This is a genomic window from Streptomyces sp. GL_148, assembly GCF_057834205.1.
Genome location: NZ_CM174396.1, coordinates 1775074 through 1796512 on the forward strand (window position 1 = coordinate 1775074; position 21439 = coordinate 1796512).

Genomic DNA, 21439 nt, shown 5'->3' on the forward strand with positions numbered 1-21439 from the left:
GGCCCGTCCGGCGGGACCTGCGGGGCGGCGTGCCGCAGACGTCGCACCAGGTCCGCCGTGCGGTGCGGTCGCCGCCAGGGTGCCCCGTCACGGCCGGTCTCCCCCGGCAGCGCCCCGCTCCGTTCCGGCGCCGGGACGGGCGCCGGAGCCGTGGCCAGGACCGCCCTCGGCAACGGCTTCGGCTTCGGCGCTGCGGATCAGGGCCGGGCCTGCGGGGACGCGGACCCGGTCGCCTGCCGGGTCGCCGCCCGGGCCTGCCGGGCGGGCCGGGGCACCGCCCGGGCGGGCGGCGGCGATGACGGCCCAGAGGATCCAGACCACCGCGACGAGGGACCGGATCCAGGCGGGGCTGAGCGGGACCCAGGGGATCATCAGGACGGCCTTGTCGAAGGCGTCGAGGAGGGTGAGCGCACCCAGCAGCAGGGTCAGGCGGGCCAGCCAGGGCCGGCCGGGGCGCAGGGCGAGGCCGGTGCCGGTCCACCACAGGCCGAGGCAGAGCAGGGCCAGTGCCGGGACGAAGGTGCCGATCAGGCCCATCGTGGAGCCGGCCACGTCCAGGGCCAGGCCCGCGAGGCCGAGCACGGCGGCCACGCCGGCCAGGCGTGAGTCGCGCAGGCGGCGCCACCACAGGAGGCCGCCGACCAGGAGGAGGACCGCCGCGACGGCGAGGGCGAGCTGGGTCTCCACCCGCTGGAGGCCCCGGGAGCCGTACCAGTCGCAGCCGGCCGGAAGTTTGCGCGCCTGGACGCTGTAGTCGGCGCAGACGAGGAGCTGGGCCAGCTTCACCGGTTCGCCGGCCAGCCGGGCCGAGGCGCCGGAGACCGCGCCGCGCCGCTCGCCGCACTGCGGGAGCGTTCCCGGGGTGGAGCCGTCCGGGCCCTGCTGCCAGCAGTTGCCCCGGCCCTGGCCGTCCCACCACACGTCCATGCCGTTGGGGCGGGAGGCGCCGGACTTGTCCTTGCCCAGGATGTTGCCGGCGTAGCGGTTGTGGTGGGAGGTGTCGGTCTGCTTGGAGAGCGCCTCCTCGCCGCGGATGAAGGCGGGCACGGCCGAGAGGAAGAAGCCCGCGCGCTGGTGCCCGTACACCCAGTTGTTCTCGTAGAGGTTCCAGTTGCCGCCGGCGGTGATGATGCCGGTGCCGGGGGGCATGGAGATCTGCGGGCAGACCACGCCCTGCTCGTAGCCGCGCTCGACGGGCGGTTTGGCGCAGGTGCCGTCCGCCACGTAGTGGTAGTAGTCGGCGTTGTTGTCGTGGATCAGGTTGCGTTCGAAGCGGGCGTGGTTCTGCGGGAGGCCGGGGTGGCCGGGGAAGGCGCTGTCCATCGAGGCGCCGCCCATGTTCTGGTCGAACTCGTTGTCGTGCACGTACACGGAGTCGCCCGCGGTGCCGGAGTAGCCGACCATGTTGTGGTGGCTGCGGCAGCCGGTGATCTCGATGGAGTAGCGGCGGACGTCGTAGCCGCGGCCCTCGTTGATGTCGGAGGCGCTGCCGGGGTAGATGCCGGAGTCGCCGTTGCCGTACGACTCGCAGTTCTTGTACAGCCCGTGGTCGCTGGCGAAGGTCAGGAAGCCGTACTCGTCGTTCCAGCGGGTCAGCACGTCGTCGATGACGAATCCGTCACCCGCCAGGACGTACAGCGAGTTGAAGGTGGTGCGCTGGGCGGTGAAGTTGCGGAAGTAGATGCCGTTGGACTTGTCCGCGCGGATCGCGTTCAGCTTCTGGTACTTGGCGTCGATGACGACGTCCTGGCGGGAGGCTCCGGTGCCTTCGATCTGAAGGTCGGTCTTGCCGAGGATGGCGACCAGGTTCTGGTTGTGGCGGCAGGCCATCTGCTGTTCGTAGGTCAGGATCTGGTAGCCGAGCGAGGAGTTGGGCGCTTTGAGCGAGGCGCACTCCCCGGTGGGCTTGGTGAGCGAGGGCTCCTCCTCGTAGAGGCCGGGGAGGATCGCGATGTTCATGCCCGGGCGGTCCACGGCGTCGACGGCCGCCTGGAGGTCGCGGAAGCCGTTCTTCTCGCAGCGTTCGTAGAGGACGAGGTTGCGCTGCTCGAGGGTGTCGGGGAAGGCGGATATCCGGCGTTCGAAGGCGGGCCGGTCGGTCTTGCAGACGATCAGGTCCGGCTCGCCCGCGCGGTAGGCGGGTACGGAGCCGGTGCCGTCGGGGAGCTCGACGGGGCGCTCCTCGTGCGCGCTCGCGGCGGGCGCGGCGACGAGGAGTGACAGAAGCGCTAGGAGGGCGGCGAGGAGCGCCGCCGGCACGGCAGGAAACCTGCGGGTCCACGACATGCGCGTGAGAGTAGAGGAATGTTCATCTTTTGGGATCCCCTCGCGCAGGAATAGACCTCTGACAGGCCAATTCGTAACCGGGCACCCGCCCCGCGCGCCGCCCCGCGCGCGCCACCCCCTCGCCCCACCCGCGCCACGCCCTCACCTGTCGGTCGACTGACAGGAATCTCCCGTTGACGCACGGGCCCAGGAATCCTACTGTCAGGCATAGGATTCCTTCGGCAGACCGGGAGCGTGCAATGAGCGGCGGCAGCGAGCAGGCCAGGAAGACGGCGGAGGCGCTCGAGTACCTCACCGGCTTCGGCAATGAGCACAGCTCGGAGGCGGTCCCCGGTGCGCTGCCGATCGGGCGGAACTCGCCCCAGCGCTCCCCCCTCGGCCTCTACCCGGAGCAGCTCAGCGGCAGCGCGTTCACCGAGCCGCGCTCCCACAACCGCCGCTCCTGGCTCTACCGGATCCGCCCCTCGGCCGCGCACCCTCCCTTCACCCGGACCGGCAACGGCGCCCTGCGCAGCGCGCCCTTCACGGAGGCCCCGGCCGACCCCAACCGGCTCCGCTGGAACCCGCTGCCCGACCCGGCCCCGGGTACCGACTTCCTGGCGGGCCTGTGGACCCTCGGCGGCAACGGCGACGCCACCCAGCGCTCCGGCATGGCCATCCACCTCTACTCCGCGAACGCCTCCATGACGGACCGGGTGTTCAGCGACTCCGACGGCGAGCTGCTGATCGTCCCCGAGCGCGGCGGCCTGCTCCTGCGCACCGAGTTCGGCCTGCTGAGCGCCCGCCCGGGCGAGATGGCGCTGATCCCGCGCGGGGTCCGCTTCCGCGTGGAGCTCCAGGACGAGACCGCCCGCGGGTACGTCTGCGAGAACTACGGCCGGCCCTTCGAGCTCCCCGACCTGGGCCCCATCGGCGCCAACGGGCTCGCCGCCGCCCGCGATTTCCGGGCGCCGGTGGCCTCGTACGAGGACGCCGAGCGTCCGACCGAAGTCGTCAACAAGTTCTGCGGCAACCTCTGGACGGCCACCTACGACCACTCCCCGCTCGACGTGGTCGCCTGGCACGGCACGCACGTCCCGTACGTCTACGACCTGCGCAGTTTCAACGTCCTGGGCTCCATCAGCTACGACCACCCCGACCCGTCCATCTTCACGGTGCTGACCTCGCCCTCCGACACGGCTGGCCTGGCGGGCGTGGACTTCGTGGTCTTCGCGCCGCGCTGGCTGGTCGGCGAGGACACCTTCCGCCCGCCGTACTTCCACCGGAACGTGATGAGCGAGTACATGGGGCTCATCGACGGCGCCTACGACGCCAAGGCGGAGGGTTTCGTGCCCGGCGGCGGCTCCCTGCACAACATGATGTCCGCGCACGGTCCCGACCGGGAGACCTTCGACCGGGCGAGCGCCGCCGAACTGAAGCCGCAGAAGATCGACGACGGCCTGGCCTTCATGTTCGAGACCCGCTGGCCGATCACCGCCACCGCCCAGGCGGCCGGCGCGGACCACCTCCAGGGCGGATACGACGACGTCTGGCAGGGGCTCCAGCGCCACTTCCGCGCCTAACATCACGAGCACGCCGCGCGGCGCCGCCGCCGCGCCCACCCCGTCCTACGGAGAACCACCCGTGACCGCCTTCGCCCCCGACTCGCTGGTACTGAACCGGAAGCTGCCGCTCTGGTACCAGGTCTCCCAGTCGCTGCGCGCCTCCATACTCGGGCGCACCGCGGACGCCTCGCTGCGCCTGCCCACCGAGGAGCAGCTCGCCGAGCACTACGGGGTCAGCGTGCTGACCATGCGGCAGGCGCTCAAGGAACTGGAGACCGAGGGCCTCATCAGCCGCCACCGGCGGCGCGGGACCTTCATCGAGCCGGCGGCGCTGCGCGGGGCCCCGGTCCGGCTGCTCGGCTCGGTCGACGCGATCGTGGCGCAGCAGTCGGGCGACCGTACGACGATCCTCGGGCACGAGCGGACGGCGGTGTCCGGGGAGCTGCTGGAGCACTTCCCGGACACCGCCGAGGTGGTCACGTACCGCAGGCTCCGCCACGACAGCGAGAGCGGCGAGCCGACCAACTGGGCGGAGAACGCGGTGCGTCCGGAGCTCGCCGACTCCATCGACCTGGCGGATCTGGAGCGTTGGCCGATGACGAAGGTCCTGCGGGACATCGTGAAGGTGGACATCAGCCGAATCACCGACACCGTGGAGGCGCGGCTCGCCGACCCGCTCACGGCCGGTCTGCTCCAAGTGCCCTTGCTGAGCCCGATCCTGCACTACACGGGCGTCACGTACGACAGCTCCGGCCGGGTGGTCGACGTGGCGCGGATCCGGTACCGCGGGGACCGGTTCTCCTTCACCGTGACCGTCGACGCACACTGACGTCGACGCACACTGGTGCGACTACTTCTGGTCGTCGTCCTCCGTTCCGCGCTCGCCTTCGGCCTGGGACGGCGTGGTCCGCTGCGTCTGGGCGTGGCGGAGCTTCTTCTGCTTCTCGTCCAGGTCCTCGTCGAGCCGTTCCCCCTCGGCCTGCGACGGGGTCGAGTACTCGTCGTACTGACTCATGTCCGCCTCCCTGGTCGGGTCGCCTGGTTCGGCCCGGCTCCGTCCGGATCCGGGCAGATCCCTACATAGCGAGCCTAACTCTCCGGCCTGGACGCGGCCCGGTCACCGGGTGGCGTCGCTACCATCGGCCGGGTGAGCGCTGACGCATCCCCGCGGGACCCGCTGCTGGACGATCTGATGCCCTGGGCCGTGAGCTCCCTGCGCCTGGGCCGGGCCTGGGTCGCGGCCCCCGATCCGGCCACCCTGCGCGCCCGGTGGGCCGCCCTGGCCGCCGCCGAGGGCCCCGAGCGGGAACGGTTGTTCCGCCCGACCCGGGCGCGGACCACGGGCGCCGGGGCGGCGGCGCTGCCGGGCCAGCGCGCGGGTTCCACGGCCCGCTTCGCGGACGTGCCCGGGCCCCGACCCGACCCCGTACGGATCCTGCGCGAGCCCTTCGACGAGCAGTGGCTGCTGCCCGACCAGCGGCTCATCGACCTGGCCCGCCCGGAGCTGTGGCGGGTGCTGGACGAGCACCAGCTGTTCGTCGTGGAGCCCGCGCAGCCGGCGGCGCTCCTGGTCACCGCGCACCTGCCGGCCGGGCGGCTCGGCCGGATCCGCCCGCTGCACCGCCGCCCGGGCGGCGCCGAGCCCAATCTCGCCCCCGGGCTGCAGCACCTGCTCGGCGAGCGCTACGGCACCTGGGTCACCCCCGAGGACGTGCTCTGCTGGATCCTCGCCGCCGGCCGCCCCGGCCCCCGGGGGTACGAGGTCCCCCTCACCTCCGACGCCACGCGCTGGCGGGCCGGGCTGGAGCTGGGCCACCGGCTGCTCTCCGTCCGGCTGCGCGGGGCCCGCGGCGGCGAGGCGCCCCGGCTGCCCGGCGGGCGCCGGCCGTACGTCCGCTCGGCGCTGCCGGCGTGGCCGCGCGAGCTCTCGTACGACCCGGGGAGCGAGACCCTGACCGTCGGGGACGGCGGGGACACCGGCATGGGCACCGTGTCGCCCGTACCGGCCGGGGCGTGGGAGTACGAGGTCCAGGGCGTCCGCGTCCTGGAGTCCTGGTTCGCCGCACGGCTCGCCCACCGGGACCCGCAGGCCGAGGGGCTGGACGCGGTGGGCCCGGCCGAGTGGCCGCAGGGCTGGACCTCGGAACTGCTCGCCCTGGTGACGACCCTGGCCCTGCTGGCCGAACTGGAGCCGGAGCGGACCGCTTTCGAGCCGGGACCGGTGCTGGACGCCGCCGAGCTGCGCGCGGCGGGGGTCCTGCCGCCCCCCGGCTGGGCCCGGCGGCCGGCCTCGGTCCTGGACCACCAGGAGGAGGGACCGGGCGGACAGTTCGCCCTGCTCTGAGCGACGGGGCCTCGCGGGGGCGGCCTGCGTGGGCGGGGCCCTGTGTGTTGCGGGGCCCGCCTGGGCGGGGGCTGCCCCCCGGAGCCTGCCCGGGCGGGGCCTGCTCCGCGGTGCCTGCCCGGGCGGGGGCCGCCACGGAACAGAGCCCACCTGGGCGGGGCCCGTCCTGCGGCGTGCCGCACCCTGGCGGACGCGGGCGCGGCGGTGCGGCCTGTTCGGCCCTGCGGGGCGAAGTCCCCTACCCACCCTTCCACCGTTCCCCGGGCCCCGCCCGGACCCGCACCTCAAACGCCGGCGGAGCCTGGGGTCCGCACCCCAGGCTCCGCCCGGACCGCCTCAAACACCGACGGAGCTGGGGTCCGCACCCCAGGCTCCGCCCGGACCACCTCAAACACCGACGGAGCTGGGGTCCGCACCCCAGGCTCCGCCCGGACCACCTCAAACACCGACGGAGCTGGGGTCCGCACCCCAGGCTCCGCCCGGACCACCTCAAACACCGGCGGGGCTGGGGTCCGCACCCCAGACCCGGTCCTCAAACGCCGGACCGGCTGGAAGGGTCCCGGGCTGCGCCCGGACCCCTGGGGCTCCGCCCCAGACCCCGGTCCTCAAACGCCGGACGGCTGAAAGATCAAACCCCGGTGGGACTGAAATCTGCCCGCCGGGGGCAGGCCCCCCGGGCCGGGGACGGGGGCCGCCGGGCCGGGGACAGACCCACCGGGCCGGGGACAAGCTCACCCGGCCGGGGACGGGGGGGGCCGCCGGGCCGGGGACGGGGGCGGGGTGGGGTGTTGGCCGGGACGTAAAGCGTGATTTGTGGCGCAGGTACACCCCGCCCCCTGTCGCAGCAAAGCAGAGGGCGCCTAAATCATGCAGTCCAGGCCGACACCCCACCCCGTCCCCGGCACCGGCCCACCCGCAGCCCCCACCCAGCCACGGCCACGTACAAGCCGACGCCAGCCAAAAACCAGCCCCGCCGGCGTTTGAGGCGCGGGGGTCCGGGGGCTGGTCCCCGGCAACGGTGCCGCGGCCCGTCAGGCCCCCCGTGGCACCCACGCCCCCAGCAGCCGTGACACCGAGCGGTCGAACACCTCGGCGGGGTCAGCCAGTTCACCCGGCACCCCCGGCGCAGCCGCGAGCACGCCCGCCAGCAGCGGGTACTCCCCCGTCGCCAGCCGGGAGCCGAGCCAGGCCGCCCGTACGGCCTGTTCTTCGGCCTCGCTCCAGGGGAGCTGGCGGGCCCGCTCCGCCAGGGCCAGCTCGCCCGCCACGAAGGCTGCGACCGTGCCGTTGACCGCCGCGATCAGTTCCAGCTTCTCCCCGCCCGGAGCGTCGAGCGGCGCCAGGCAGGCCAGGCTGTGCTCCAGGTACCGCAGGGCGTTCGGGCCGAATCCGTGGACCGGACTCAGCAGCCGGGGCAGCCAGGGGTGCCGGTGCATGATGGCCCGGGTCTGGCGGGCCAGCGCGAGCTGGTCGGCCCGCCAGTCGCCGGCCGGCGGCGCGAGGGCGTACTCCCCGCTGACCGCGTCGACCATCAGCTCGTACAGGTCCTCCTTGCGCGGCACGTAGTTGTAGAGGGACATGGTCCCGGCGCCGATCCCGGCCGCCACGCGCCGCATCGAGACGGCGTCGATCCCCTCCTCGTCGGCGATCCGCACCGCCTCGGCGGCGATCGAGTCGCGGCTGTGGGCGGGCCGGGGGCCGCGGCCCGCCCGCGGCGGGCGGGCCCAGATCACTTCGGGTTCAGCGGAGCGGCCGCTGGGTGTCATCGCTCATCACCTCGTCCATCCTCGCCATCTTAGTTACGTACGGCGTACGTAGTCAGATAAGGTGCACCGCATGACGACTACGTACGCTGTACTTAGTGAGGGTCTGGAGAAGAACTACGGCAAGGTCCACGCCCTGCGCGGCCTCGACCTCGCCGTCCCGCCGGGCACGGTGTGCGGCCTCCTCGGCCCCAACGGCGCGGGCAAGACCACCGCCGTCCGGATCCTCAGCACCCTCACCACGCCCACGGCCGGCCGCGCCCTCGTCGCGGGCCACGACGTCACCCGGGACCCGGCCGCCGTCCGTCGCGCCATCGGGGCCACCGGCCAATTCGCCTCGGTCGACGGGGATTTGACCGGAGCCGAGAACCTCCGGCTCTTCGCCCGGCTCGCCGGACTGCGCGGCCGGGCCGTCCGCGCCCGCGCCGACGAACTGCTGGACGGCTTCGGCCTCGCCGAGGCCGCCGACCGGGTGGCGGGTACCTGGTCCGGCGGGATGCGCCGGCGTCTCGACCTGGCCGCCGGGCTGGTCACCCGGCCCCGCGTGCTGTTCCTCGACGAGCCCACCACCGGCCTCGACCCAGCGGCCCGCGAGCAGATCTGGAGGGCCGTTCGAGACCTCGCACGCGAGGGGACCGCCGTGCTGCTCACCACCCAGTACCTGGAGGAGGCCGACCGGATCGCCGACGACATCGTGGTCGTGGACCACGGCCGGGCAGCCGCCACCGGAACCCCGGCCGAGCTCAAGGCCCGGATCGGCGCCTACGCCGAGGTATGCGTCGGCGGGGCCGGGGCCCTCGAGGGTGCGGCCGCCGTACTCGACCACCTGACGGGGGGCCTGCCCGCCCTGGACCGGGAGCGCCTCACCGTCGGCGCGACCGTCCTCGACCCCACCCTCACGCTGCCGCAGATCGTCCGGGCGCTCGACGCGGCCGGCATCGCCGTTACCGACGCGAGCCTGCGCCCGCCCACCCTCGACGAGGTGTTCCTGCGCCTCACCGGAGCCCGTCCCGCCACCGCACCCACACGCGCACCCGCCACTGCACCCGCACGCACACCCGAACCCGGACCCGGACCCGCACCCGCACCCGCACCCGCACCCGCACCCGCACCCAAGGAGAACGCCGCATGAGCACCCTGCTGTCCGACGGCGGCGCCGTCCTCACCCGCCAGCTGCAGAAGGCCCGGCACGCCCCGGGCCTGCTGATCCTCACGCAGACCATGCCGGTCACCATGCTGCTGTTCTTCGGCTACGTCTTCGGCAGCGCGCTCGCCATGCCCGCTTCCGAGTACCGGCAGTTCCTGGTCCCGGGGCTGCTCGCCGCCACCGCCGCGAACGGCCTGATGGCCGGCATGTTCACGGCCGCGCAGGACGCGCACCGCGGGGTGACGGACCGCTTCCGGACCCTGCCGATGAGCCGGAGCGCGGTGCCGCTCGGGCAGACGGCCGCGGATCTGTTGACGACCGGCGTCTCGATGGTGCCGCTGATCCTGGTGGGGCTGGCCATGGGCTGGCGGGCGGAGAACGGGCTCCCGGGGGTGCTCGGAGCCTTCGGCGTCCTGCTGCTGTTCCGCTTCGCCACCGCGTGGGTGGGGACGTACCTAGGCCTGCTGAGCAGGAGCGAGGAGGCGGCGGGTCAGCTCGGGGGCGCCACCTTCATCCTGCCGCTGCTCTCCAGCGCGTACCTGCCGACGGCCGGGCTGCCCGGCTGGCTGCGCACGGCCGCCGAGTGGAACCCGATCAGCGCGGTCGCCACGGCTGTGCGCTCGCTCTGCGGGAACGCGGGCGGTGAGGCAGCCGCCGGCGCCGCCTGGCCGGTCGCGCACCCGGTCGCCGGGGCGTTGCTGTGGTCCCTGCTCCTGTTGGCCCTCTTCGTACCGCTGGCCACGCGCCGGTTCGCGCGTGGCCGCAGCTGAAGCACGAGCCCGCCTCTACGGCACCGGGGAGATCGGCACCTGGACGGTCCGCTGGAAGGACGCGGGGCCACCAGCGTCGAGGGCGTCCACCACGGTCAGCTGGACGTTGGCGGTGAAGCGACAGCCGATCGAGGCGATGCCGCACACCCGGTAGCGGACCACGACGCTCCGCTCGGAACCGGCGGGCACCGAGCCGACCGCCTGCGGCACCGGGCCGATCCGGGTGACCCCGGGGGAGGTCGTGGCCGCGTCGTTCAGGACCACGCCGAAGGCGTCCCCGGGCCCGGTGTTCCGGATCCGGTACTCCACGCTCAGGGTCCGGGAGAGGTAGGCGAACGGGCCGCCCCAGAAGGCGCGGTGGGTCACAGCGATCGTGGGCTGGAGGGGATCCACCGAGCCCGTCAGGTTCAGCGTCCACGGCCGGCCGCCGCCGACGGTGATCCCCGTGTTGACGATGCTGAAGGTGCCCGAACCGAGGGCCTGGCGATAGGAGTTGCCCGCTGCAGTGTCACCGACGACCCTCCAGGTGCCGGACCCGGAGATCACGCTCCCGTTGTAGGCGAGGGTCGGCGCGGCACAGTTTCCGCTGTTCAGGGCCAGGGTCAGGGTGCCGCGCGCGTTGGTCAGCGTGACGCGCCCGTCGTCGCCCCGCAGCGCCGCCTGGGTACCGCCCACGTTGACCGGGAGGTCGAAGGCGAGCTGGCTGGGCAGCGAGGACAACAGCCCGGCGGGCACCGACTGGCTGCCGGTGATGCGCCGGGTCTCGGTGAGCGGTCCGCTCGTGCAGTCCGGAGCCAGGCTCGTCACCATCCCGTTGGTGTGGGAGACGGACATGTTCAGCGGCGTCGGGGCTAGGCCCGCGGCGGGCGCAGGACCGGCCGCCAGCGCGAGCCCGGCAATCAGAGCTATCACCACGACCGCCAACCGCCTGATCGGGGAGCGCGGATCGAGTGCGGTCGGGCGTCTCATGGGCAACCCTTCGGTGCGAGTCGGTGAACGACGCGCCATACCATACGCAGACAAACCAGCATGAATGTGGGATGTCGGCACCCTGCGTGGTGACAGATCCCCCTCCAGGCCGGTAGGCAGACCGTCATGACACCCGACAGTCACGACAGCGACACGCACGCTACCGAGCCCCTCCCCCTCGACGGCATCACCGTCGTCTCCGTCGAGCAGGCCGTCTCCGCGCCCTTCGCCACCCGTCAGCTCGCCGACCTCGGCGCCCGGGTGATCAAGGTCGAGCGGCCCGACGGGGGTGACTTCGCGCGCGGCTACGACACGGCCGCGCACGGTCTCGCCTCGCATTTCGTGTGGGCCAACCGGGGGAAGGAGTCGATCGCGCTCGACCTCAAGGACCCGCGCGGCCGGGAGGTCCTGCACGGGTTGCTCGACGGGGCCGACGTGTTCGTGCAGAACCTGGCCCAGGGGGCCGCGGCCCGGCTCGGGCTCGACTCCGCCGCGCTGTGCGCCCGTTACCCCCGGCTGGTCGCCGTGGACGTCTCCGGCTACGGGCCCGAAGGCCCGTACGCCCACAAGCGCGCCTACGACATGCTCGTCCAGTGCGAGGCCGGCCTGGTCTCGGTGACCGGCACCCCGGAGCAGCCGGTCAAGGCGGGGATCCCGGCGGCGGACATCGCGGCCGCCATGTACGCCTTCTCGGGCGTGCTCGCGGCCCTGCTGCGGCGCGGCACCACCGGGCGCGGCGGCAGGGTGGAGGTGTCGATGCTGGACGCGCTCGCCGAGTGGATGGGGCATCCGCTGCACCACACCATGCACGGCGGCGAGCAGCCGGTGCGGACGGGCCTCGCGCACGCCGTGATCGCGCCCTACGACGCCTACGCGACGGCGGACGGGGACCGGGTGCTGCTGTCGGTGCAGAACGACCGGGAGTGGCGGCGGCTGGCCGAACAGCTCTTGGAGCGCCCGGAGTTGGCCGACGACCCGGGGTTCGCCACGAACGCCGCGCGCACCGTGAACCGGGAGAAGACCGACGCGGTGGTCGCCGAAGCACTGGGCCGGCTCGGCGCGGGCGCGGCGATCGAGCGGCTGGAAGCCGCGGGCATCGCATGCGCACGACTGAACTCGGTGGCGCAGCTCGCCGTGCACCCGCAGCTGGAGGCCCGGGCCCGCTGGCGGGAGGTGGGCTCGCCTGCGGGCCCGCTGCGGGCCCTGCTGCCGCCGATCGGGCTGCCCGGCGGCGCGGCACCGCACATGGGTGCGGTGCCCGCGCTCGGCGAACACACCGAATCCCTGCTGCACGCCCTGGGGATGACGGGCGAACAGATCACGGCGCTGCGCCGGGACGGTGTGGTTCGCTGACTGGGCAGGGTTGATCAGGCCGGGGACGGAGCGGCGGCGCTGCGGGGGCGGGTACGCCCCGAAAGCGGACGGTTACGAGCGGCGGCTGCCGAAGAGGGTGCGCCGCAGCCTCCGCAGCGGCGCGAAGAGCGATACGCGCGCGCTCCGGCTCCGCAGCCGGTGCGTGTGGTCGCGCGAGGTCAGCTCACGCATGAGCAGCGTCGCCTCGGCGGTCTCGCGGTGCGGGACGGCGGGACCGCCCAGCACGGCGAGGTGGCGGTCGAGGCGCGAACTGGTCGCACCGCTCCCGCAAGTGATGGCAGGCACGCGAGGCGGCCTGCTGCGCATTGCTATCTGTTCCATGTCTCTCCCCACCCGTACGAGGGCACCCGGCCCACCGGGCAGGGTAACCCTATCGTCCCCACGTCGTGCACGGGTATCCCGGTGGTGTGAATTGCCCGTGTGGCGAGCGGGAGTTGACGATTACTCAGCGGAGTCGATCGTCACTCTCCGCGAAATCCGGCGGGGTGTGCGGGACATGGAACCGGATCGGCGCCGCGTGCGTGACTCCTGTCGCGACCGGAGCCACGGCGCACGCTCTGCGCTAACTTGGAGTGATCGTCCGGTAACGCTCTTGGGGGCGCGCGTGAATGAGGCTTTCGGTGACTGAGTCCGCGGCGAACGGAGGCGGGGGCGACCGCGTCATCGCCGGACGCTACCGCCTGCTGGGCCTGCTCGGCCGCGGCGGGATGGGCATGGTGTGGCGAGCCCGGGACGAGGTCCTGGGGCGCGAGGTCGCCATCAAGGAAGTGCGCGCACCGGCCGGGATGGACGAGGCCGAGGTGGCCCGCATGTACCGGCGGCTGGAGCGGGAGGCCTGGGCCGCGGCCCGCGTCTCGCACCGGGGCGTGGTCACGGTCTACGACGTGGCCACCGAGGACGGCCGGCCCTGGATCGTGATGGAGATCGTACGAGGACTCTCGCTCGCGGAGGTCCTGGAGGGCGACGGGCCGCTCAGCCCGCAGCGGACCGCACACATCGGCGAACAGGTGCTGGCCGCACTGAGCTCCGCGCACGAGGCTGGGGTACTGCACCGCGACGTCAAGCCGGGCAACGTGCTGATCGCCAACGACGGCCGGGTGGTGCTCGGCGACTTCGGGATCGCGAGCCTGGAGGGCTCCACCGCCATCACCATGACGGGCGAGGTGGTCGGCTCACCCGAATTCCTTCCGCCCGAGCGGGCGTTGGGGCACGAGCCGGGCCCCGGGTCGGACCTGTGGGCGCTCGGCGTGACGCTGTACCTGGCCGTGGAGGGCGTCTCACCCTTCCACCGGGAGTCCCCGGTGGCCACGCTGCGGGCCGTGGTGGAGGAGGAGTTCCCGCCGCCGCTGCGGGCGGGGCCGCTGACGCCCGTCCTGGAGGGGCTGCTGGTCAAGGATCCCGAGGAGCGGCTGTCCGCGGCGGAGGCGGCCCGGATGCTGCGCATCGTCGGCGCGGGCGGGACCACCGTACGGGCCTCCCGCGGCCCGGTGCCGGGTCCCGCCGCGGGTCCGGTGCCGGGCCCGCCGCCGGGGGCGGACAGCCCGACCTCCGTGGCGCAGCACCGCTACGGCCACCCCACCCCGCCGCTGCCCGCGCCCGCACCCGGGACCGGGCCGGTGCGGACGTATCCCCCGGAGCCCGAGCGCAACGGGGCCGGGCTGGTGCTGACCGTCGGGATCGTGGCGCTGCTCGCGGTGGTGGTCCTGCTGGGGTGGCTGCTGCTGAAGGACCGCGGTACGGGCGGCGACGGCGCGGACGGGGCGACGCCCACCCCGACCGTCACTCAGAGCCCTTCGCCCTCCCCGACCCCCTCGCCGAGCGCCTCGCCCTCACCTTCCCCCAGCCCCCCTGCCTCCCCTTCGGCCACGCCGCCGCCCGGCATCACCCTGTCCGCCGTCCGGGCCGTCCGGGACACCTATCTCGGCGACTGCCCGGCGCCCTCCGCCGAGGCGCCCGCCTTCACCGCCACCGTCGCGGTGGACCGCACGCCGGCGGTGGTGGAGTACCGCTGGGCCACGCGCAGCGGGCGGACCACGGGCCCCGGCTGGCGGACCCTCGCGTACCCGGCGGGCGGACCGGGGAGCGTACGGCTGGACCACACGGAGCTGACGCACGACCCGGACGCGGCCTTCGAGGACGCGGTGCGGCTGGAGATCCGGGCGCCGTCGGAAGCGGCTTCGGCGTGGCTGGAGTTCTCGGTGACGTGCGAGGAGGAGACCCCGACGGGCGGGGCCTCCTCCCCGAGCACGTCCGGACCGACCGGCTCCCCGTCGCCGAACCCGGGTCCGACGGCCAGTCCGTGACGCGTCAGGCCGCGCTGGTGAAGACGGGCAGGTAGCCGCCGGACTGTCCGGCGGCGGTCGGGTGGTAGGACTCGCCGATGTTCAGCCAGTTGAGGCTGTGCAGCCACGCGCTGCCGGAGCAGATCTCGTGCCCGGTGAAGGCGCCGGCGACCGGGGCGAAGGCGAAGCCGTGGTTGGCGGCGCGTTTGGCGATGGCGGCGTTGAGGTAGTCGGAGGCGCCGTTGATGGCCGTGCGCTCGCCCTCCGACAGCCCGGCCACGCAGGTGCCGTTCAGCTGGTAGAAGCGGGGGTAGCCGATGACGACCACGCGGGCGCCCGGGGACCGGCTGTGGATGGCGTTGTAGACCTGGTCGAGCTGGCCGGGGAGGGTGGAGTCGACGTAGGCCTTGGCCTGGTTGACGCGGCTCACGCAGGTGGATTCGGACTGGAGGACACAGGTGGTCATGACGTCGGCGAACCCGGCGTCGTTGCCGCCGATGGTGATGCTGACGAGGTCGGTGCCGGCGTTCAGCGGGGTGAGCTGACCGCTCATCACATCACCCGTACGGGCGCCCGAGCAGGCGACGAAGGAGAAGGTCTGGGGGGCGTGTGCGGCGGCCCAGAGGGCCGGGTAGGCGCGGGTGGTGCGCTTGCAGTTCCCGCTGGCGCTGTCGTAGTTGCCGGCGCCGACGCCGGAGGAATAGGAGTCACCGAGGGCGACGTAGCCGAAGTCGGCGGCGGCGGTTGCCTGACCGGCTCCGAACAGGGCTGCGCCCGCGGCGAGTAACAGGGCCGAGGCCAAGGCGGCGAAACGAGGCATTCTCATGCTCATGTGTGCGGCTCCTCGTGGGGGGTTACTCCGGAGTTACTCCTGAGTCCGTGGTACAAGGAACCGAGGTCCGCTGGAAGTGTCCATGCCAAGAATGTTCGGGGCAGACACGCGGCGCGAATCTTCACCCGCACGGCGTTTGAAGAGGGAATCCCGCCACCCGATCCGGCGAAACACGGGTGCAGGAGGTCAGTTCGTGCCGGATCATGGGCGCCATGCCAGCCAACCCTCAAGACGCACTGCCGATCCGGCTCAACGTCGACGACAGCGACTCCCCGTCGGACGTCGTCGACGCGCTGTTCCTCGGCCGCTTCGCGTCCGGCGAGCAGCCCCACTCACACAGCGTGTCGATCGACCGGGTCAAGCCGGGAGTGACCCTGCTGCCGTCCGGAGCAACGGTGTTGCGCTCCGCCCGCGACAGCGACCGCAGCGCCACGCTCGCCGAGGGCGAGGGCTGGACCATGCTCGTCTCGCGCTGGAGCCGGGGCGCGGACGTCACGGTGACGGCGGTCAGCGAGGAACTCGCCGCCGGGGTGCTCGGCGAGGCCACGGAAGGCGCGCAGGACGAGCCCGAACCGCAGCCGGAAAACGTCGCGATGGGGTTCTGGTACGTCTCCCCGCGCCGCGGCCCGTACCGCACGACCCGGCAGATCGCGGCCGGCACCTGGGAAGAGGTGCGGCCCAACTACACGGCTCCGGTGGCCGGGGCGATGGACCGGCTGATGAAGGTCACCCCGGACGACATCGCCGGCCGGCTGCTCCTGCTGCACGGCCCTCCGGGCACCGGGAAGACCTCCGCCCTGCGCACGCTGGCCCGGTCCTGGCGGGACTGGTGCCAGGTGGACTGCGTACTGGACCCGGAGCGGCTGTTCAACGACATCGGCTACCTGATGGACATCGCGATCGGCGAGGACGAGGGCACCGCGAAGAGCCGCTGGCGGCTGCTGCTGCTGGAGGACTGCGACGAGTTGATCCGCGGCGAGGCCCGGCACACCGCCGGGCAGGCGCTGTCACGGCTGCTGAACCTCACCGACGGCCTCCTCGGCCAGGGCCGCAACGTCCTGGTGGGCGTCACGACCAACGAGGACCTGGAGCGGCTCCACCCGGCGGTGGTCCGCCCGGGGCGCTGCCTCGCCCGCATCGAGATCGGCCGGCTGACGCACCGGGAGGCGGTGGACTGGCTCGGCACCGACGAGGGCATCTCCCGCGAGGGCGCGACGCTGGCGGAGCTCTACGCCCTGCGCCGCGGCGCGTCGGGCCCCGCCGCCCTGCTGCCGCCGCAGGGCCACGACACCGAGGCCGGAATGTACTTGTAGGTGCGGGGCGCGCCCGTGTGGCGGCCCGGCCTGCGGGTCCCACCGCGCGGGGCGCGCACGGGTCCGGCGCGCACGGCGGGGACAATGAGGGCGCGGCCGAAGGCCCCCACCGGCCGCGCGCACCCTCGGGGGACCCACGAACAGGAGAACGCACCGTGCTCGAACCGGCGCAGGAGAACCCCTTCCCCGACAGCCACGTCCTCGGCGAGGGCCCCGAGCCGCACCCGCAGCTCCAGCCGGTGCTCGGCCTCATCGGACGCTGGCACGGCCGGGGCAGCGGCGAGTACCCGACGCTGGAGCACGGGTTCCGGTACGAGCAGGAGATCACCTTCAGCCACGACGGCCGGCCCTTCCTCTGCTACGAGTCCCGCGCGTGGCTCATCGACGACGCCGGCACCGCCCTGCGCCCCGCGGGGCGGGAGACCGGGTGGTGGCGCATCCTCCCGGACGCCTCGGTCGAGGTCACGCTCGCCCACCCGACGGGCATCGTCGAGACGTACGTCGGCCAGGTCTCCGGTACGGAGATCGAGATGGCCACCGACACGGTGGGGCTGACCCCGCGGGCCAAGGAGGTCACCGGCATGACGCGCCGGTACGCGCTCCAGGACGGCGAGCTGACGATCGTGCAGGAGATGGCCGCGGTGGGCCAGCCCATGACGCACCACCTCCAGGCCCGGCTGAGCCCGCGCAAGGACTGACCGGCGGGGGCGCCGCCCGGCGGGGTCCCGCCGGGTGGGGGCTGCCACCCAGGGCAGGGCCGTCCAGGGCTCGGGGCCGTCCACGCAGGGCAGGGCTGTCCACGCAGAGCAAGGCCCCACGCGCGGCGCGGGCCGGGCCGCGCCTCCCGGCTGTCAGCCCGCGTACCGCGCGCGCAGCGCGTCCAGGGCCGCCGCGGTCGCCTCGTCGAAGGTCAGGCCCAGCCGCCGCGCCCGCTCCGCGTAGGCCTGCGCGGCGGTGGCCGCCTCGCGGGCGGGCCCGTCGCCGGCCGCCGCCACGAAGCTTCCCGCCCGGCCGCGCGTCTCGATCACGCCGTCCGACTCCAGCGCCCGGTACGCCTTCGCGACCGTGTTCGGCGCCAGCCCGAGTTCCTCCGCGAGCGCGCGGACCGTCGGCAGTTTGAATCCGGCGGGCAGCCGGCCGGCCCGCGCTCCGGAGGCGATCTGGGCGCGCAGTTGCTCGTACGGGGCGGCGGCGCCCGCCGCGCCGTCGATGCGGATCTTCAGGTGCGGAGAAGTCGAGGTCACGCGGCCGATTGTCCCCCATCCGCCGGGAAATTCGCAGGCGCTCGGCCCCTGCCGCCCCTACGGTCGGACAGGTGATCACCACCATCCGGGACCTGCGCCCGAACGACCTCGACGACGCCGAGTCCGTCGTGCGGGTGCGCCGCGCCGCGCTCCCCTTCATGATCAGCACCGCTCGCGGGGTGGCCTTCGAACTGGCCTCCGCCCACCCCGACAAGCGCTACCGCCTCCTGGTCGCCGAGAACGCCGACGGCCTCGTCGTCGGCACGGCCCAGGTCGGGATCGTGTACGACAGCCCCGAACCGGGCCAGGGGTTCGTCAACGCCTACGTCGACCCCGCCCACCGCGGACTCGGCGCCGGATCCGCCCTGCTGGGCGCGGCCGAGGAGCACCTGGGGGCCGAGCGCGCGAAGGACGCGTACGCCTGGGTCCTCGACGAGCCGCCGCACCGCGCCTTCGCCGAGCGGCACGGCTACCACGCCTCCCGCTCCGCGCACTTCCTGCGCCTGGACCTCACCACGGCCGCCCTGCCCGCCCTCCCCGGGAACCTGCCGGCCGGGGCCGAACTGCGCGCCGGCTCGGACTTCGCCGCCGACCCGCGGCCCCTCTTCGAGGCCGACGCGGCGGCGAGCTCCGACGAACCGGGAGACGTACCGCAGGACTTCGACGACTACGAGGACTGGCTGCGGCACACCTGGAACCACCCCTACCTCGACCTGGACCTCACCACCGTGGTCCTGGTCGACGGCGCGGTAGCCGCCTTCACCGCCGTCCACACGGACGGCGCCACCCGCTACTCCTCCGCGATGACCGGCACCCTGCGTCCGTTCCGCGGGCTGGGGCTGGCCGGGGCCGCCAAGACCGATTCGCTGCTGCGGGCCCGCGCGGCGGGCTACACGGAGGCGTTCACCGGCAACGACACCGCCAACGCCCCGATGCTCGCGATCAACACCCGGTTCGGGTACGAGGTGTGCGCGACCGAGACCCGCTTCGCCAAGCGGCTTCCCACATCGGACCATTGAACGAAACCGAGACCGGCCGAGACAGGCCGAGAGAAGCGGAGACATCCCTGATGACCGACCGGACGACCGAGCAGTTGACCGTCACCCTCACCAAGGCGGGCCGTACGAAGATCCGTTACCCGGCCGAGCTGGTGGCCGACACGGGCACCCGGATCACCGTACGGGCCCCCTGGGCGGCCCCCGGAGTCCGGGACTTCGGCTTCGTCCGCTTCGAGCCGGGCGACGTGTTCACCGAGCACTTCTGGCGCGACCGCTGGTACGCGGTCAAGGAGGTGCGGACGGGCGAGGGCGTCCTCAAGGGCTGGTACTGCGACGTCACCCGCCCGGCATCGGTGGAGGACGGGGTGATCCTGATCGAGGACCTGGACCTCGACCTGTGGGTGTCGGCCGACGGGAGCTCGGTCCTGCGGCTCGACGAGGACGAGTTCGCCGAGAGCGGGCTCGCCGACACCGATCCCGAAGCGGCCGCCGAGGCGGTACGGGCCCTCGACGCCCTGGACGCCCAAGCCCGCTCGGTGGCCGGACTGGCCGCGCTGCTGGCCTGATCCGCGGACTGTCAAGCCCCGAAATGCAGGGGCGTGCGCCGCCCGGCACGGGCGCGGCCTACTGGAACCGGGTGCCGTGGGCGCCCGGGACCGAGGGAAGCAGCCCGGTGGGGACGGGCACGTACGACAGGGGTCGGCCATGGCGATGGTAGGGCTGTTCTGGATCACCGAGGACGCGGTGTACGTGGGTTCTCCGCCGAACGCGGAGGGCCACTGCGTCTGCCTCACTTCCGAAGGCGTGCGGGCGCACGGCCCGGACGGCGTCCGGTCGTGGCCGTGGCCGGGCCTGCGATCGGCGGTCGTGGAGGCCGTGCCCGTGCGGACCACGGCGAAGCGCGCGGGCCGCGTCCTGGCCGCGGTGCTGGAAGCGGTGCTGACCATGGAACCGAGCTACGGACACGAGGACCCACCGCAGATGCTCCTGGCCCTCGCGACGGAGGACGGCACGGAGGAGCTGTGGGTGCCGGCGGCGACCTCGGGTTACACCGCTCGGGAGATCGCCCTGTCCCAGCGCCTGCTGGCGCGCTACCGGGAGGGCACGTCCGACCCCCGGACCCTCACGACGTGGAGCCGGGACCACCTCGGCGCCTCACCGGCACCACCCGAGCGCGAAGCCCTCCTGCGGGAGTGGGCGGACGCGTGAGGCGCGGGGCCAGGGGTCCGCAACGCCGCTTCCTGAGGCCCTTCTTACCCCTGCCTTAAGCAGAGCCTAAGGATCGGCTCCTGGGCCCCCGAGCCGGTGGAACGGCGGCTGCGGGCGGTTAGTTTGGCTGGGCCAGGGAGGGCCGGAGGCGGCGCCGCGAACCCGTGAGGGGCGGCGCCGCCCAGCCTCGGCCTTCCGGCGCACCCACGACTCGCGCAGCCCTGTGCCGTGCCCAGAGGAGATCCACCATGCCCGCACGCCGTACCGCCGCCCGTATCGCCGCCGCCGGCCTCGCCCCGCTCGCGGTGGCCGCGTACGCCGCCGTTCCCGCGGCGGCCCACGGTTCGATGACGGACCCGGTCAGCCGGGTGGCGGCGTGCTACGCGGAGGGGCCGGAGTCCCCCGAGTCGGCGGCCTGCAAGGCGGCGGTCGCGGCGAGCGGGGCGCAGGCGTTCTACGACTGGAACGCGGTGAACATCGCCAACGCGGCCGGTCAGAGCAAGGCGCTGATCCCGGACGGGCAGCTGTGCTCGGCGGGCAACGACAAGTACCGGGGGCTGGACCTGGCGCGCGCCGACTGGCCGGCGAGCCCGATGGCCGCGGGCGCGCACACCTTCCGCTACAAGGGGACCGCCCCGCACAAGGGCTCCTTCGAGCTGTACGTGACCAAGGACGGCTACGACCCGTCGAAGCCGCTGAAGTGGTCCGACCTGGAGGCGGCGCCCTTCGCGAAGGTCACGGACCCGGGAATGCAGAACGGCGACTACGTCTTCTCGGGCACCGTCCCGAACAAGACCGGCCGTCACCTGATCTACAGCGTCTGGCAGCGCTCGGACAGCCCGGAGGCCTTCTACACCTGCTCGGACGTGGTCTTCGGGAAGGACAACGGCGGGACCGGTACGGGCGGCAACGGGGGCAACGGGGGCAAGCCCAGCGCCAAGCCGAGCTCGAAGCCCAGCGCGAAGCCGAGTTCCACGCCCTCGGAGCCGCCCGCGGAGCAGCCGTCGCAGCGGCCTTCGGCCCCCACCGACCAGCAGATCTCCGAGGGCGCCGGCAAGTCCACGGTGGAGCACAACGGGCACGGGGACAACGACCCGAAGACGAACGGCGGCGGCACCCCGTCCCCGGTCCCCTCGAAGGGCGGGAGCGACCTCGCCGAGACGGGCGGCAGCAGCGCCACCCCGGCCATCGCGATCGGCGGGGCCGGTGTCCTGGCCGTCGGCGCGGCCGTGCTGTTCGCGCTGGCCCGCCGCCGGGCGACCCCGGGCCGCCACGGCCGCTGACCTGCTACGGACCACCGGTGACGGCTGACGGCCACCGGCCGACTGCCGACCGGTGGCCGGTTACCGCCGGCCGAGTGCGGG

General features: G+C 73.6%; 20 protein-coding genes. 13 read left to right on the forward strand and 7 right to left on the reverse strand.

The features are described 5' to 3' along the window. Positions 1-87: 87 nt before the first annotated feature. Positions 88-2286: a right-handed parallel beta-helix repeat-containing protein gene (locus tag AC3IYI_RS08160; RefSeq protein WP_489409544.1), complete on the reverse strand. Its 2199-nt coding sequence runs from the start codon at positions 2284-2286 to the stop codon at positions 88-90. Positions 2287-2525: 239 nt separating this feature from the next. On the opposite strand from AC3IYI_RS08160, the gene hmgA reads away from it, so the two are divergent. Beyond that, the gene (gene hmgA / locus AC3IYI_RS08165; RefSeq protein ID WP_489409545.1) at positions 2526-3848 is read left to right on the forward strand and encodes a homogentisate 1,2-dioxygenase; all 1323 of its coding nucleotides are present in this window, start codon (positions 2526-2528) and stop codon (positions 3846-3848) included. A 61-nt stretch (positions 3849-3909) separates the two neighbouring features. Beyond that, positions 3910-4659, forward strand: coding sequence for a GntR family transcriptional regulator (locus AC3IYI_RS08170; protein WP_489409546.1), 750 nt, complete (start codon positions 3910-3912; stop codon positions 4657-4659). A gap of 21 nt (positions 4660-4680) precedes the next feature. Here AC3IYI_RS08170 and AC3IYI_RS08175 read toward each other — a convergent pair whose 3' ends face one another. After that, the gene (locus AC3IYI_RS08175; protein ID WP_489409547.1) at positions 4681-4845 is read right to left on the reverse strand and encodes a hypothetical protein; all 165 of its coding nucleotides are present in this window, start codon (positions 4843-4845) and stop codon (positions 4681-4683) included. 177 nt (positions 4846-5022) lie between these two features. Between AC3IYI_RS08175 and AC3IYI_RS08180 the strand changes: the two genes are divergently transcribed. Beyond that, positions 5023-6174: a type ISP restriction/modification enzyme gene (locus AC3IYI_RS08180; protein ID WP_489411469.1), complete on the forward strand. Its 1152-nt coding sequence runs from the start codon at positions 5023-5025 to the stop codon at positions 6172-6174. Positions 6175-7205: 1031 nt separating this feature from the next. Here the strand turns inward: AC3IYI_RS08180 and AC3IYI_RS08185 are convergent. Continuing rightward, positions 7206-7940, reverse strand: a complete 735-nt coding sequence (locus AC3IYI_RS08185; protein ID WP_489409548.1) for a TetR/AcrR family transcriptional regulator — start codon at positions 7938-7940, stop codon at positions 7206-7208. Between the two features lie 70 nt (positions 7941-8010). Here AC3IYI_RS08185 and AC3IYI_RS08190 point away from each other — a divergent pair, with 70 nt between their 5' ends. Both AC3IYI_RS08190 and AC3IYI_RS08195 read left to right on the forward strand, forming a co-directional pair. Continuing rightward, complete coding sequence (locus AC3IYI_RS08190) at positions 8011-9069, forward strand: ATP-binding cassette domain-containing protein (RefSeq protein ID WP_489409549.1); 1059 nt, start codon at positions 8011-8013, stop codon at positions 9067-9069. After that, positions 9066-9854 carry an ABC transporter permease gene (locus tag AC3IYI_RS08195; protein WP_489409550.1) on the forward strand — a complete coding sequence of 263 codons (789 nt, stop codon included), beginning with the start codon at positions 9066-9068 and terminating at the stop codon, positions 9852-9854. The genes AC3IYI_RS08190 and AC3IYI_RS08195 overlap by 4 nt, the downstream gene beginning before the upstream one ends. Before the next feature lie 15 nt (positions 9855-9869). Here AC3IYI_RS08195 and AC3IYI_RS08200 read toward each other — a convergent pair whose 3' ends face one another. Beyond that, positions 9870-10823, reverse strand: coding sequence for a hypothetical protein (locus tag AC3IYI_RS08200; protein ID WP_489409551.1), 954 nt, complete (start codon positions 10821-10823; stop codon positions 9870-9872). Between the two features lie 126 nt (positions 10824-10949). Here AC3IYI_RS08200 and AC3IYI_RS08205 point away from each other — a divergent pair, with 126 nt between their 5' ends. Continuing rightward, positions 10950-12176, forward strand: a complete 1227-nt coding sequence (locus tag AC3IYI_RS08205) for a CaiB/BaiF CoA transferase family protein (RefSeq protein ID WP_489409552.1) — start codon at positions 10950-10952, stop codon at positions 12174-12176. A 72-nt stretch (positions 12177-12248) separates the two neighbouring features. On the opposite strand, the gene AC3IYI_RS08210 is transcribed toward AC3IYI_RS08205, so the two are convergent. After that, entirely contained in the window at positions 12249-12518 is a 270-nt protein-coding gene (locus tag AC3IYI_RS08210) for a hypothetical protein (protein ID WP_030720225.1), read from the reverse strand. Between the two features lie 287 nt (positions 12519-12805). Between AC3IYI_RS08210 and AC3IYI_RS08215 the strand changes: the two genes are divergently transcribed. Then, positions 12806-14500 (forward strand): serine/threonine-protein kinase, encoded by a 1695-nt coding sequence (locus AC3IYI_RS08215; RefSeq protein WP_489409553.1) that lies wholly within the window; start codon positions 12806-12808, stop codon positions 14498-14500. Between the two features lie 4 nt (positions 14501-14504). Here the strand turns inward: AC3IYI_RS08215 and AC3IYI_RS08220 are convergent, their stop codons facing one another. Then, the gene (locus AC3IYI_RS08220; RefSeq protein ID WP_489411470.1) at positions 14505-15305 is read right to left on the reverse strand and encodes an SGNH/GDSL hydrolase family protein; all 801 of its coding nucleotides are present in this window, start codon (positions 15303-15305) and stop codon (positions 14505-14507) included. Positions 15306-15523: 218 nt separating this feature from the next. On the opposite strand from AC3IYI_RS08220, the gene AC3IYI_RS08225 reads away from it, so the two are divergent. After that, entirely contained in the window at positions 15524-16624 is a 1101-nt protein-coding gene (locus AC3IYI_RS08225; protein ID WP_489366293.1) for a DUF5925 domain-containing protein, read from the forward strand. A gap of 155 nt (positions 16625-16779) precedes the next feature. Beyond that, positions 16780-17322, forward strand: a complete 543-nt coding sequence (locus AC3IYI_RS08230; RefSeq protein ID WP_489409554.1) for a heme-binding beta-barrel domain-containing protein — start codon at positions 16780-16782, stop codon at positions 17320-17322. Positions 17323-17475: 153 nt separating this feature from the next. On the opposite strand, the gene AC3IYI_RS08235 is transcribed toward AC3IYI_RS08230, so the two are convergent. Beyond that, positions 17476-17868: a GntR family transcriptional regulator gene (locus AC3IYI_RS08235; protein WP_489409555.1), complete on the reverse strand. Its 393-nt coding sequence runs from the start codon at positions 17866-17868 to the stop codon at positions 17476-17478. A 71-nt stretch (positions 17869-17939) separates the two neighbouring features. Here AC3IYI_RS08235 and AC3IYI_RS08240 point away from each other — a divergent pair, with 71 nt between their 5' ends. From AC3IYI_RS08240 to AC3IYI_RS08255, 4 genes are all read left to right on the forward strand, one after another. Continuing rightward, positions 17940-18887 (forward strand): GNAT family N-acetyltransferase, encoded by a 948-nt coding sequence (locus AC3IYI_RS08240; protein WP_489409556.1) that lies wholly within the window; start codon positions 17940-17942, stop codon positions 18885-18887. A 50-nt stretch (positions 18888-18937) separates the two neighbouring features. After that, the gene (locus AC3IYI_RS08245) at positions 18938-19432 is read left to right on the forward strand and encodes a ribonuclease FAU-1 family protein (RefSeq protein WP_489409557.1); all 495 of its coding nucleotides are present in this window, start codon (positions 18938-18940) and stop codon (positions 19430-19432) included. A 139-nt stretch (positions 19433-19571) separates the two neighbouring features. Then, entirely contained in the window at positions 19572-20075 is a 504-nt protein-coding gene (locus AC3IYI_RS08250) for a hypothetical protein (RefSeq protein WP_489409558.1), read from the forward strand. Positions 20076-20323: 248 nt separating this feature from the next. After that, on the forward strand, positions 20324-21358 hold the full coding sequence (locus AC3IYI_RS08255; RefSeq protein WP_489409559.1) for a lytic polysaccharide monooxygenase auxiliary activity family 9 protein: 1035 nt from the start codon (positions 20324-20326) through the stop codon (positions 21356-21358). The last annotated feature ends 81 nt before the right edge of the window (positions 21359-21439 follow it).

Coding starts and splice junctions, on each gene's coding strand:
- AC3IYI_RS08160 (WP_489409544.1), bottom strand. CDS start 2,286: ATGTCGTGGACCCGCAGGTTTCCTGCCGTGCCGGCGGCGCTCCTCGCC.
- hmgA (WP_489409545.1), top strand. CDS start 2,526: ATGAGCGGCGGCAGCGAGCAGGCCAGGAAGACGGCGGAGGCGCTCGAG.
- AC3IYI_RS08175 (WP_489409547.1), bottom strand. CDS start 4,845: ATGAGTCAGTACGACGAGTACTCGACCCCGTCGCAGGCCGAGGGGGAA.
- AC3IYI_RS08180 (WP_489411469.1), top strand. CDS start 5,023: ATGCCCTGGGCCGTGAGCTCCCTGCGCCTGGGCCGGGCCTGGGTCGCG.
- AC3IYI_RS08185 (WP_489409548.1), bottom strand. CDS start 7,940: ATGACACCCAGCGGCCGCTCCGCTGAACCCGAAGTGATCTGGGCCCGC.
- AC3IYI_RS08190 (WP_489409549.1), top strand. CDS start 8,011: ATGACGACTACGTACGCTGTACTTAGTGAGGGTCTGGAGAAGAACTAC.
- AC3IYI_RS08195 (WP_489409550.1), top strand. CDS start 9,066: ATGAGCACCCTGCTGTCCGACGGCGGCGCCGTCCTCACCCGCCAGCTG.
- AC3IYI_RS08200 (WP_489409551.1), bottom strand. CDS start 10,823: ATGAGACGCCCGACCGCACTCGATCCGCGCTCCCCGATCAGGCGGTTG.
- AC3IYI_RS08205 (WP_489409552.1), top strand. CDS start 10,950: ATGACACCCGACAGTCACGACAGCGACACGCACGCTACCGAGCCCCTC.
- AC3IYI_RS08210 (WP_030720225.1), bottom strand. CDS start 12,518: ATGGAACAGATAGCAATGCGCAGCAGGCCGCCTCGCGTGCCTGCCATC.
- AC3IYI_RS08215 (WP_489409553.1), top strand. CDS start 12,806: ATGAGGCTTTCGGTGACTGAGTCCGCGGCGAACGGAGGCGGGGGCGAC.
- AC3IYI_RS08220 (WP_489411470.1), bottom strand. CDS start 15,305: ATGAGAATGCCTCGTTTCGCCGCCTTGGCCTCGGCCCTGTTACTCGCC.
- AC3IYI_RS08225 (WP_489366293.1), top strand. CDS start 15,524: ATGCCAGCCAACCCTCAAGACGCACTGCCGATCCGGCTCAACGTCGAC.
- AC3IYI_RS08245 (WP_489409557.1), top strand. CDS start 18,938: ATGACCGACCGGACGACCGAGCAGTTGACCGTCACCCTCACCAAGGCG.
- AC3IYI_RS08250 (WP_489409558.1), top strand. CDS start 19,572: ATGGCGATGGTAGGGCTGTTCTGGATCACCGAGGACGCGGTGTACGTG.
- AC3IYI_RS08255 (WP_489409559.1), top strand. CDS start 20,324: ATGCCCGCACGCCGTACCGCCGCCCGTATCGCCGCCGCCGGCCTCGCC.